The sequence below is a fragment of the Fumia xinanensis genome (assembly GCF_014384905.1).
GTDB lineage: Bacteria > Bacillota > Clostridia > Oscillospirales > Ruminococcaceae > Fumia > Fumia xinanensis.
The window spans coordinates 234,010-246,924 of sequence record NZ_JACRSV010000002.1 but is presented as its reverse complement, the minus strand read 5'-3'; the positions used below and the strand labels follow the sequence as shown (position 1 = coordinate 246,924).

At 49.0% G+C, this 12,915-nt stretch carries 6 protein-coding genes; 2 read left to right on the top strand and 4 right to left on the bottom strand.

Translation table 11 applies throughout. From position 1 onward, the window contains the following. Window positions 1-102 precede the first annotated feature (102 nt). Window positions 103-966, bottom strand: a complete 864-nt coding sequence (locus H8710_RS07770) for a phosphate ABC transporter substrate-binding protein (RefSeq protein WP_249294924.1) — start codon at window positions 964-966, stop codon at window positions 103-105. Window positions 967-1,427: 461 nt separating this feature from the next. On the opposite strand from H8710_RS07770, the gene H8710_RS07765 reads away from it, so the two are divergent. Further along, window positions 1,428-8,030, top strand: a complete 6,603-nt coding sequence (locus H8710_RS07765; protein ID WP_249294923.1) for a discoidin domain-containing protein — start codon at window positions 1,428-1,430, stop codon at window positions 8,028-8,030. Between the two features lie 171 nt (window positions 8,031-8,201). Next, window positions 8,202-9,587 (top strand): hypothetical protein, encoded by a 1,386-nt coding sequence (locus H8710_RS07760; RefSeq protein WP_249294922.1) that lies wholly within the window; start codon window positions 8,202-8,204, stop codon window positions 9,585-9,587. Between the two features lie 73 nt (window positions 9,588-9,660). Here H8710_RS07760 and H8710_RS07755 read toward each other — a convergent pair whose 3' ends face one another. From H8710_RS07755 to H8710_RS13465, 3 genes are all read right to left on the bottom strand, one after another. Then, window positions 9,661-10,542, bottom strand: coding sequence for an AraC family transcriptional regulator (locus tag H8710_RS07755; RefSeq protein WP_249294921.1), 882 nt, complete (start codon window positions 10,540-10,542; stop codon window positions 9,661-9,663). A 269-nt stretch (window positions 10,543-10,811) separates the two neighbouring features. Then, window positions 10,812-11,693, bottom strand: coding sequence for a helix-turn-helix domain-containing protein (locus H8710_RS13470; RefSeq protein WP_249294920.1), 882 nt, complete (start codon window positions 11,691-11,693; stop codon window positions 10,812-10,814). Between the two features lie 194 nt (window positions 11,694-11,887). After that, window positions 11,888-12,775, bottom strand: coding sequence for a helix-turn-helix domain-containing protein (locus H8710_RS13465; protein WP_249294919.1), 888 nt, complete (start codon window positions 12,773-12,775; stop codon window positions 11,888-11,890). Between the last annotated feature and the right edge of the window lie 140 nt (window positions 12,776-12,915).

The following is a 12,915-nucleotide window of genomic DNA, read 5'->3' as shown; positions in this document are numbered from 1 at the left end:
GGGACGGAAGGGATAAAATCGTTCTGTTCCCTGTTTTCGATCCTGTCTGCCGGCAGGCAGGACGAAAGGGCGGAGCGTTCCCCCACCCTATTTGTCCCCGCTTTACTTGCTCAGCGGAATGAGGCCTATCTGGGAAGCAATGCTTTGTCCTTCATCGCCCAGAGCAAATTCCAGAAAAGCCTTGACCTCAGGCCGAAGTTCGGTACCAGTTTTGGTCACCATGACGAAGGGCCTCTGCAAGGTGTAGGACCCGTCCTGCACTGTTTCGATGGCAGGGGAAACACCGCCGACTTTCAGTGCTTTGACGGTATCGTCCACGTTTGCGAGAGAGACATATCCAATGGCCCCGGGGGTGGAAGCCACCGCTGTCTGCACAGCGCCTGTTGAGGTGAGTTCCTGATCGTGTTTGGCGTTGTCTTGGATGCCGACGACGCTTTCAAAACCGTCTCTGGTGCCGGAACCGGCTTCCCGTCCGATCACCTGAATTTCCGCATCGTCGCCGCCTAGGTCCTTCCAGTTTTGGATTTCGCCGGTGTAGATTTTGAGGATTTGCTCGGTGCTGAGGTCTTCAATGGGGTTTGCGGTGTTGACGATGACGGCGATTCCGTCCAGGGCGATGGTCTCTGAGTCGAGTCCAGTCTCAGTATCTTTGAGTGCGCGGCTCACATTCCCAATATCACTGACGCCTTCCTGGGCGTTTTTCACGCCGGTGGAGGAACCGCCCAGCTGAACGTCGATGGCCACGTCGGGGTATTTCGCGTTGAAGCCTTCTGCCAAGGCCTTGGCGATTTCTTCCATAGATGTAGAGCCGGACATGCTCACTTTACCGCTCAAAGCTTCGGTGGAAGAACCGGGTTCCTGTGAAGAGAGAGAATCGGAAGAGCTGTTTCCTTCTGCATTTCCGCACCCGGACAATACTCCGGCAGCCAAAACGCCGGCCAATAGTAAAGATGTCAATTTTTTCATACTGTTTTCATCCTTTCTGAATAGGAGAACTCCCTGTTTTCTTTACAGGTTTTTTGAATTTTTTCTTTCTTCTTTTTACAAGCTTATTGTAACGGATAATTTTCCATCCAAAAATCAGAGTACAGTATAACAACAGTAAAAACTCTGTAAAACCGATTTCTCCTTTCTGAAATGGGAAAAGGCTCCCCCTTTTCATTCTATGCCGCCTCAGGGCCGGCTAGAAAAGATATCCATTTATGCGAGTCAAATCAATGAATCCAAAAGGAACTCACACCATAATTGACAAATTAAAATGGAAAATTGACCAGATTTATAGATAATATTGCAGAAAAAATGAGATTTGCTATACTCAAATTAGAACAATACGGTTCTTTTTCAAAGGATATTTTAGGAGATTACAGGAGGTGAGAGGTTTTGCAGCCTAATTTTCGTTTTAGCGATCACGATAAAGGAGGAACCCCATGAAAATTCGTAAACCAATTATAACCCGGCTGTGTGCAGCTGTAACAGCACTAGCCATTTTACCTGCGTCGATTTCCCTACAGGCTTTCGCCGCTCCAGAAGACGACGGAGAACCAATCAACTGGGCGTTGGGGCAATCCTACATAAAATCTGTCCCGCCTTCAGCCGGCGGGGACTATATGGATGCATTACGTGAGGATACCGACAACAAGGAGCTCACCGACGGCATCGTTGGCGCTCCCGACTACTGGAACGATTATAACTGGGTTCACTGGCTTGGCCAGCCGGTCGATATTGTTGTTGATCTGGGCGGCGAAAGGTCTTTCGACACCTTTGAAATCGTCGCATTGTCCCATGCAGCAGGGCTTTATGTGCTGCCCAGCGTGGTCAATATCTCTGTTTCCAGCGACAACGCAACCTGGGACGACATTCATTCCGGAACACTCCCCAGAGATTTACCAACGGACACAGCCTATACTTATTCCTATAAAAACCCCACTTCCTTAAAAGGCCGCTATGTTAAATTCAGCCTGCCCACTGAAGGAGAGTGGAATCTGATCGGCGAAATCCGGGTTTGGGGAACTCCCGAGCCGGAAGATGCTGCCACCCCCATCATCGATGTGGATTTAGAGGCAGCCAAATCGGCTGCACCTGGCGACGAAGTTACTCTCTCTGTATCGGCGAGCACTTCTGACAGCGGTGTTTTGTCCTATCAGTGGTACAAGGATGATGTAGTCATCGAAGGTGCTACCGAGGCCACTTACATCATTTCTTCTGCAATTTTGGAGGACAACGGAGACTATAAAGTAGTGGTCACCAACACAAACGGTGCCTCCACTGCTTCTGCATCCTCCGCCGTCTGCACTTTGACCGTTTTAGAACCAATCAACTGGGCGTTGGGGCAATCCTACATAAAATCTGTCCCGCCTTCAGCCGGCGGGGACTATATGGATGCATTGCGTGAGGATACCGACAACAAGGAGCTCACCGACGGCATCGTCGGCGCTCCCGATTACTGGAACGATTACAACTGGGTTCACTGGATCGGTCAGCCGGTTGATATTGTTGTTGATCTGGGCGGCGAAAGGACTTTTGATACCTTTGAAATCGTCGCTTTGTCCCACGCGGCAGGGCTTTATGTGCTGCCCAGCGTGGTCAATATCTCTGTTTCCAACGATAACGCAACCTGGGACGACATTCATTCCGGAACACTCCCCAGAGATTTGGCAACGGATACAGCCTATACTTATTCCTATAAAAACCCCATTTCCTTAAAAGGCCGCTATGTTAAATTCAGCCTGCCCACTGAAGGAGAGTGGAATCTGATCGGCGAAATCCGGGTTTTGGGAACTCCCGAGCTGGGAGATGCTGCCACCCCCATCATCGATGTGGATTTAGAGGCAGCCAAATCGGCTGCACCTGGCGACGAAGTTACTTTCTCTGTATCGGCGAGCACTTCTGACAGCGGTGTTTTGTCCTATCAGTGGTACAAGGATGATGTAGTCATCGAAGGTGCTACAGAAGCTACTTACACCATTGCTTCATTGGCCGCAGAGGATGAGGGAAGTTACAAAGTAGTGGTCACCAACACCAAAGGTGATTCTACCGCTACGGCGACTTCTACTGTATGTACTTTGACGGTCGAAGGAGCGGACACCAACTGGGCTTTGAACATGCCCTATACCAAATCCACTGAACCGTCGGCAGACGGCAGTTATATGGACGCCATGCGCGCAGACCAGGACAACAAACAGCTGACCGACGGCATCGTCGGCCTTCCCGACTACTGGAACGATTATAACTGGGTTCATTATATCGGGAAACCTGTTGACGTCGTAGTGGATTTGGGTGAGGACAGGGTATTTAACGCATTCGAAATTGTCATGATGCGTTATAACAGCGGCGGTCTCAATATCACGCTGCCCTCCGCCGTAAATATCTCTTATTCCAGCGACAATGTAACTTGGCAGGAAGTTCACAGCGGCAGCTTCCCCACCGACGTTACTGAATCCACCGCATACACCTATTCCTACCGGCACCCAGCTTCTGTGAAGGGCCGCTATGTAAAATTCAGCTTGCCCGCCGAAGGAGAATGGAACCTGATTGGTGAGGTGCGCGTCCTCAAAACATCCGACGCTCCCGAATATGAGGAAGCCGCTGTTCCCACCTTTGATACCGATCTGGAAGCGACTAAAACAGCCAAACTAGGTAAAGAAGCGACCTTTGCCGTCTTGGCAAGCACTTCCGATGGCGGCACACTGTCCTACCAGTGGTACAAAGACGATGTGGCCATTGAAGGCGCTACCGAAGCTACCTACACCATTGCTTCAGTGACCTCAGAGGATGCCGGCAGCTACAAAGTAGTGGCCGTGAACACAAAAGGCCATGCTACTGCTACCGCGACTTCAACCGTCTGTGCTTTGACAATTGACGGCGGCATATCTTACACCAATATTGCACTGAATAAGCCATATACTAAATCGGCGGAACCGGTAAATGCCGGCGTTTATCCTGATACCGACGATAAAGAGTTAACAGACGGTATTGTAGGGGCTCCGGATTTGTGGAACGACTATAACTGGGTTTGCTGGATCGAACCCGCCGTCGATATTGTGGTCGACCTGGAAAGCGTTCAGAATTTTGACGGATTTGAACTCATTGCCATGCGCTACAATTTCGGTGGGACTGACATTCAGCTGCCAAGCGTGATTGAATTTTCCTATTCCAGCGACAACGTGACCTGGACAAAGGTTCACACTGGTAAATTTCCCACAGATCTTACCACATCTACAGCATATACTTATCACTACACTCACCCGGTTTCTATGATAGGCCGTTATATAAAATTCAGCTTGCCAATGAGAGAAGAATGGAAACTCATCAGTGAGATCCGTGTTCTTGCAAATCAAGCTGAATCCAATGCGGCAAAACCCACCTTTACAAAAGATTTGCCTTCCTATCTCTATGTAGAGGAAGGCACGCCCGCTTCCCTTTCCGGCGAAGCCACTGCCTCTGACGGCGGTACGATTACCTATCAGTGGTACAAGGACAACAACCCCATTGATGGTGCGACCTCCGCAGAATATACCATCAGTTCCTGCGAAGAATCTGACAGCGGAGCTTATATGCTGGTCGCCACCAATACCAAAAACGGTGAAACAGCAAAATCCGGAAGTACCGTCTGCACACTCACCGTTCAGACCAAAAAACGCAGAAACCTGGCCTTAAACCGTTCTTATACCATGACAATGGGCACTACAGACTTTAGCTTTTTGAACCCCGACGATAACGGTAAAGAGATGACTGACGGCATCCACGGCGAAATTGCCGGTGATTTCAGCTATCAGACTGCTCCCTGGCTGGGTTGGATCGGCGGAAAATCCGCCACCTTTGAGTTTGACCTGGGTGGCATCGCTCAAATCGACGAAGTGACTACTCACGTTTACTCCTATCCCCACTATGGTATTGACTATGCTACCGGCTACAAGGTAGAGGTATCCACCAATAACCGGCAGTGGACGACTATCCGAGACGACTCCGACGCCTACGAAAAAGAGTGGCTCTCCTTTGAAAGCGACACACCTGTTGCCGCCCGGTTTGTCCGCGTCACCGTCTTCTACGGCTTTATGACCCTCATCGACGAAATTGAGATTTACGGCATCGGCGGACGGCCCGAACTGCCTGCCCCTGACCCTGATACCGTCATGAATCTGGCGCTGAATCGCCCCTACTACCTCCATGCCGAGGACGCAAACGGCACGCCGCAGGTTCCCGCTCTACAGGCTCAGTGGCCCGACAGCGGCGAAATGCTCACCGATGGTGCCTATGCTCCGAGCAGCGACTGGCAGGCCGACCAAAGCAAATGGGTCAGCTGGCGCAAAACAGGCAACGACTTGACCGTTTCCGCTGAAATCGACTTGGGTTCCCAGAAAGCGGTGGAAGAGGTCATGGTAAGCCTCTTAAATCAGCCCACGTACGGGCTGTGCCTGCCCTCTGACATCAAAATCGCTGTCTCCAACAGCGTGAACTCCGACAAACTCGACTGGATCACCGTCTACGAGGACACTGTGGCGGACGACGGCACTGGATCAGGGCTCCAGAAAGTGATCTGTGAGCTGCCGGAAATCGTCCGGGCACGCTTTGTGCGGATTACCCTCACGCAAAGAGGCGAATACATGGCCATGGATGAGATCGAAATAAAAGGAAAAGGCGACCTAACAAATGCCATCGATCCCATCGACTTGTTCACAAAAGGCCTCATCAAACTTTCCGACGGCAAGCCTTACAAAAGCTCTGAGACTGATTCTTCTTATCCCGACGACGGAACTAAACTGACTGACGGCGTCTACGGCGCTGCCAATATGTCGGATCCGGCTTGGACTGATTTCCATTTCGCAAATCAGCCCACCAAGACCGTTGAAGTAGACTTTGGTGAAATCCGTTATTTGAACCGTATTTCGATGAACTTCCTCTATGACGGAGAAAAGGGCGTCACTCCGCCCAACCGGGTTCAATTCTCCTTCTCTGAGGATGGCAAAAAATGGACAACCGTCTACGACTCCCGCGGAATCGCCGCTTCCGACTCTACTTATAAGCATCAATACTTCTCCAGTGAACCGGTAAAAGCTCAGTACGTCATGTTCTACCTATATTCCACAAGTGAATGGGCCTTTGCTGACGAATTGGAAATCTGGGGCGACAGCCGCTCCGAGCCATCGATAGTGGTACCTGTCGACCCTCCAAAGCCGGAAAAACAACCGGGATTTGCTTACCCGGGCAGCGATACTGCGGGTATTCGCAATCTGGCCGTTTTGGATGCCAGCCTTTCCTGGACAGCGGAAGCCCTGGCACCTTATTTTACCTATCAGGGCAGCGCCATCGGCGATTACAGCATGTTTGACGGCGTTGCAGTAACAGGTTCTCCATCCGATTATCCCGCTCTGCTCCAAAAGCTCAGCGAAACCGGAAAAGAACTGAAAATCGTCCTCGCCCTTCCTTACGAAAGCGGCGGAAATATGGACGAACAAAAGCAAAAAACCGAAACAGGACTCAATAGCCTTCTTACGATGACGGACGCATACGAAAACCTGACCCTTGTGGGAATTCTTCTCACGAATCCCCAGCTGACTGATACCGACTTGGTGGACTACTCAGCACAGCTGATCCACGATGAGGGTCTCAAAGTGTTCTGGCTACCTTCCGCTGATGCCGCGGGACTCAGTTCCTGGCAGGAACACGGTATCGACGTGGCAGCCTGCAATTCCGCTGCATCCGCTACCGCATATGAGCACAATCTGGGGCTTCTCATGAAAGCACCTGCCGACCGGGCAGAAAACTTAGCCAGTTATGAAAGCTATCTGGACATTCTGGACCATTCGGTATCGGAAAAATTCCAAGGAAGGTATATCTTCCGAGCCTACGATTTAGGGCTTTGGAATCTGGAAACCGAAATGGGCCAAAAGGCATATGAAAGCACCTGTAAAATGATGGAAGGCCTGCTGAAAACCTCTAGCCGAACCATTCCGAACTCCCCGTCTGTCGCACAGTTCGCCAGCACGTGGGTGAGCCTCGACAGCACACAAGGTTATGAATACAGCATGGACGGCATCCATTGGACCAAAGATTTCACTTTTAGAAACCTCTCCCCCGAAACCGAATATCATTTCTATCAACGCATCGCCGAAACAGGCGGACTGGAAGCTTCCCTCATGAGTGAATCGCTCAAATTCACTACTCCTAAGACGCCTGAGGAATCCAGCAGTGAATCTTCTAGTGAGTCTTCCAGTGAGTCTAGCAGCGAATCCTCCAGCGAGTCTAGCAGCGAATCCTCCAGCGAGTCTAGCGGCGAATCCTCCAGCGAGTCTAGCGGCGAATCCTCCAACGAGTCTAGCAGCGAATCCTCCAACGAGTCTAGCAGCGAGTCCTCTGGCGGAGGAAACTGGGGAGGCGGAGGCGGTTCCTATCATCCCTCTACTCCTTCCACCGGAAATACAGACACAGACGGCTGGAAGCAACTCTCCGACGGCAGCTGGCAATATCGTCAAAACGGAAGACCTGTTTCCGGTTGGCAGACAATTGAAGGAAAATCCTATGTCTTTAATTCCGCAGGTGTTATGCAAACCGGCTGGTATCAGGAAAACGGAAAATGGTTCTACCTGGGCAGCAGCGGAACCATGCGCACCGGATGGCAGGAAATTGATCACAAATGGTACTATCTGAACACAGACGGTTCCATGGTTACAGGATGGCTGAAATCACAAAATGTCTGGTATTATCTCAAAGCAGACGGCTCTATGGCTACAGGATGGCTTCATGAAGGCGGCGTGTGGTATTGGCTCTATGACTGGGGCGGTATGGCAAACACAGCTTGGGTCAAGGTAAACGGCACCTGGTACTACTTCAGAGGAAACGGCCGGATGCACACCGGATGGCTGCAGCTGGGAAGCAACTGGTATTACCTTGCCTCAACCGGTGCCATGACTGCAAACCGTTGGCACTGGGTTGGAAACCACTGCTACTACTTCTATGAAAGCGGAGTTATGGCCGCCAGCACCACGGTGAACGGATACCGGGTTGACAATAACGGTGTATGGATTTCTTAAAATTAGTCTGGGCCGGGTGCTTTCCCGTCCTGATGATGTAAAATAGTCTCATGGCGTTCGCCAACGGCTTGTAAAACAAGCCGTTGGGCGCCTGGGAGGACATCTCCATTATCCGTTTCTGCGGATGTGGCTTAACATGAGCCTGACACCAATCTTGAGGAGGCAACATTTATGATCCATTGGAAAAAAACACTTCTCTCCTGCGCTGCTGTAGGAGCCTGCCTGCTGGCGATTCCGGTAACGGTCTTCGCCGTCAAGAGCATCTCCTCTTCGCAGGAGCCGGATCCGCCCCTGCCGCCGGAAACCGTTATGATTTCCACAGTGCGGATCAGCGCAGAGGCCCCCTGGGAGGGAGCGGCTCCTTCCGCGATTGCAGCGGATGGCAGTAACTATAAAATTGAATCCTTCCGATGGCTGGAAGGTGACGAAGAAATGACTGGCCGCTTTGAAGCCGGCAAGCAGTATTCCCTGTCTGTCACTTTAAAAGCAAACGACAATGCAGCCTTTGCTGCTCTGACACCTGCTGTAACGGGTGCAGAATCGGTAAGTGAAGCTGTTTTAAGCGACACAAAGGCCGGGAATACGATTTCTTTCACCGCAACCTTTCCAAAAGTAACGGCTTCTGTCACACCCCCTCCTGCCACGCAGGGAGAAAGCTACCTAAAAATCGAAAACGGCAACATCTATCTGTTGGCCGATTTCAGCCGTTCAGAAAAAATTCTCTACCAGCTGGGCCGCAAAGGGCCTAACAGCCTGTTTGAGATCATCAAGGTTTCTTTTGTGGGCGCCGGACTTTCCCCCGAAGAAGCCATTGAAGACGGCGGCTGGGTTCTCTATGAAAGTTATACCGACCATTTTGGCCCCTATGGTGTATTGGCTATGGACAATACGGTTCCGGGATACACCGGCACTTTTACCGGCGGAAACCATGGCTATGACAACAGCGGGGACACCAGCGCGGGAACTACCAATACTCCTACCGCCCGGTGTATTCGCTTAAAAATTATGGCTGACGGACAGCAAGTCTCTAACGGATTCAGCGGAACCGTTCAAAATGTAAGGTTTGATTGGATTAATGGTATCCAAGCTGCTAATACAAAAAAACCGGACGGAAGCGGACGAGAAGTCATGAACGAACACTATGTTATGGACTTCGACGGTCAAACTTTCCAGGTAACCAACAATATAACCATGCTGGAAGATGTCACAGTTCAAGTTTATTATGGCCTTCAGCTGGTTACTGGTTGGGCAAAAGACGGCATTCAGTACATTAACGGCGCTACTGCCGACTGGTATCCCGCCGACAGTCAGCATAGCAGCGGTAATCAGGATTGTACTGGTTATATCTGCAAATATGGAGACTATTATGCACAAGTAACCTTTGATCCCACTGTTGGACTTGGAAAAGGGGAATATATCGGAAACTATCCCACTGCAATGTGCGAAGCTTACGGAAAAGGCTATTTTAGTATGGCACGAGATAATAGCACCGTATTCCCCGAAGGATCAACCTACTCTTTTAAAGGAAGCTACCGGTTCTACCAGGGGGCTCAGTAATTCTCACTAACTCCTTCCACACATAAAGCAAGGGAGCGCAGCTTTTAAGCTGCGCTCCCTTGTCTGTTTTCTCTTATCGATAGACGCTGTAAGACTGCCGATATTCCACCGGCGTTACCTGGTATTCCTGCTTAAATTGAGAGACAAATCCGCCCACCGAAGAGTATCCTACTTCCTGTGCCACCTCTTTAGTGGATTTTTGACTGTATATCAGCAATTCACAAGCCTTCTTGAGGCGAAATCTCTTCAAAAAATGATAAGGCGTCATCCCGATTTCCTTTTTAAAGATCCGTATCATATGCTCTTCTGATACATAGAGTTTAGCGCTCATTTCCTTTAAGGTCACCGAAGAACCATAGTTTTCGTAGATGTAGGATATGACGTCGTTGACCAGCTCGTTGGCACTTTGGATTTGGTCATCGTAGACTTCGTTGACGTCCTTGAGAATTTCCAGCAGAATATCCGAGATGACTTGAACTACAAAAACTTCAAATTTAAAATAGGTATACTCCGTCCGGAGCAGTGCTTCTATCTTTTTAGCGATTAGCTGCATCGTGCCTTTGCTGACCTTGATTAAATGCCCGTAGCGCTTGATAATATACTGAAAAATATTGTTGCAGTTGTCCCCCATCAGGTGCATAAAATAGAATTCCCAGGATTCTCCTTCCTCCACCCATGTTTCTTGGGGAATTCCGGGCTCCAGAATTCCGATACAGTCAGCCTCTGCCTCGTAAAGTTTTCCATTGAGCCGAAATCGTCCTTTCCCCTTAACCGAGTATACAATACAATAAGATTCGGCTTCATGAGCATCCCGGTCAATATGATAAAGATGGTTGACCTGGGACCAACCCGCTTGATAGCAGCGGTCGCACGGGAGAAGATCGGCAGAAAATTGGCAGCAGGAGAGCCTCACTTTGCCAAAAGCGCCGTCCTGATCGTATTGATGCTTATACATGCTTTCTCCTCTTCCTGTTTATCATCAATTAAAATTACACACCTTTTCCATCAGAAAATAATAGTAAAATATTTAACTGAATTGTTTGTAAAAGCAACTGGCAAAAATGGAAAGCTAATGTAATCGAATACATTATTACCATCATTATACCTTTTTCTGGTTATTTCGTCAATATGGAAACCTAGAAGGCATCCAATAATTTTCAACAAATCTTTCTGAATAAAGCAGGGGAGCATAGCTTAAAAGCTATGCCCCCCTGCTTGTTCCGGTTATCGATAGACAGTATGGGATTGGCGGTATTCTACCGGCGTTGTCTGGTATTCTTGTTTGAACTGGGCAATAAATCCACCTGCCGAGGAATACCCCACCGCCTGTGCCACCTCTTTGGTGGATTTTTGGCTGTATGTCAGCAGTTCACAGGCTTTTTTCAGACGAAACCTCTTTAAAAAATGGTAGGGCGTCATTCCGATTTCCTTTTTAAAGATTCGTATCATATGCTCTTCTGACACATAGAGTTTGGCGCTCATTTCCTTTAGAGTCACTGAAGAGTTGTAATGGTCGTAGATGTAGGATATCACGTCGTTGACCAGCTCGTTGGCACTGTAAATTTCATCATCATAGACCTCGTTTACGTCCTTGAGGATTTCCAGCAGAATATCAGAGATAGTTTGGGTAGCAAAAATCTCAAATTTAAAGTAAATGTACTCCATCCGAATCAGTGATTCCATCTTCTTGGAAATCAGACGCATCGCCCCTTCGCTGACCTTCACCGAATATCCGTAATGATCGATGATATACTGGAAAATGTTATTGCAGTTATCCCCCATCACGTGCATGAAATAAAACTCCCAGGGCTCTCCATCGGCCGCCCAATATTCGTGGGACATCCATGGTGCCATGATCCCAATCGTGCCAGCTTCCGTCTCGTAAAGTTTCCCATTGAGGCGAAACTTGCCTTTTCCACGAACCGTATACACAACATAATAAGACCCGGTCTCGTCGGCATCCCGATCAACATGAAAAAGACGGTTGACCTGATGCCATCCGGCATGATAGCAGCGGTCACAGGGGAGAAGATTCGCGGAGAGTTCGCAGCGGGAGAGCCGTACTTTACCGAAAGGGCCGTTTTGATTATATTGATTTTTGTACACCTTTCTCTCCCCTTTCTCATCATTGTAAAAAAATTCCGACTTATATTAATCTTTAGAATATAATAAACTTAACAATAAATTAATAGAATCTTATAAATTTATAAAAATTCTCTGAAAAATACTGAAAAATAACGTAATTTTATACAATTTCTCTTTTATTATGCCCATTCAGACAGTGAAACTACATATAAAATTTAATTTTCTCCTGGACTTTCCCTACGATAATTCATTCGCTGAAATGACTGTACCGACTGTCCGGTATACTTTTTAAACAGACGGCTCATATAATTTTCATCCAACACGCCGACACTTACGCCCGCTTCCCGCAGGCGAAAATCGCGGGTGAGCAGCAATTCCTTGACTTTCTCCACTCGCATGGCGTTGGTATAATCGACAATGCTTCTGCCAGTATAGGCTTTGAACAAAGCACTTAAATAGCTGGGACAAATTCCCAGTACCTCAGACAGGCAGTCCAATGTGATTTTTTCCGACAGGTGGGCAGCGATATAGCGGACGGCCCGGCGAGCATATAAAAGCCCCGATGGTGAAAGCGCTCCTTCTTCCAGTACCGCGGTGCGAATCGTCTCCTCGGTGAGCAAAGCCATCAACTCCAAAAGCAGTGCTGTACAGCGCAGTTTTTGTGCGTTTTCCGGCAAAGAGGATAATATGCTGAGCCGTTGCAGCAACCCTTTCATCGGATTGTGCTCATCCAGCTGCAACCCTTCCGTTGGAAAATAAACCGAAAGCTCTTCCTCGCTGTTCCTGCGGTTTACGGCTAGAAGCTCTTCCCGGGAAACACCACTCAGCCGGTATGCGGCACGAAATCCCACTGTGATATGGCTGCAGGCGGGAGCACAGGAATACATCCGAAACGGTTTATCGAACAGAGCCAGCTGGTACGTCCCCTGTGCAACGGGTTCCTCACTGCCGTCCTCCATAGCACGAATGACATCTCCCTTCTCATAGAAGGTAAATTCCATCTGTTTCGGTGCGGCCGTGAAGTGAATGTCGTAGTTGGAAGTGGCATATTCATGGGCAAAGCAGACATGAGGCATCTCAAGAAATGTAAGCTTTTGATACACGGCATTCCTCTCTCCTTCCCGTTAAATTCTGGGATAGAGCCTTTTCGCATGGCTCCCAACAGCGCGACAAGCTGGCTCTTTTTTCATCAGTATAACAAACATTTCAAGCAGTTACAAGACCATCCAGACAAATTATCAGA

Bases quoted from the DNA above. Each gene is read 5' to 3' on its own strand.
- H8710_RS07770 (WP_249294924.1), bottom strand. From the start codon at position 966: ATGAAAAAATTGACATCTTTACTATTGGCCGGCGTTTTGGCTGCCGGA.
- H8710_RS07760 (WP_249294922.1), top strand. From the start codon at position 8,202: ATGATCCATTGGAAAAAAACACTTCTCTCCTGCGCTGCTGTAGGAGCC.
- H8710_RS07755 (WP_249294921.1), bottom strand. From the start codon at position 10,542: ATGTATAAGCATCAATACGATCAGGACGGCGCTTTTGGCAAAGTGAGG.
- H8710_RS07765 (WP_249294923.1), top strand. From the start codon at position 1,428: ATGAAAATTCGTAAACCAATTATAACCCGGCTGTGTGCAGCTGTAACA.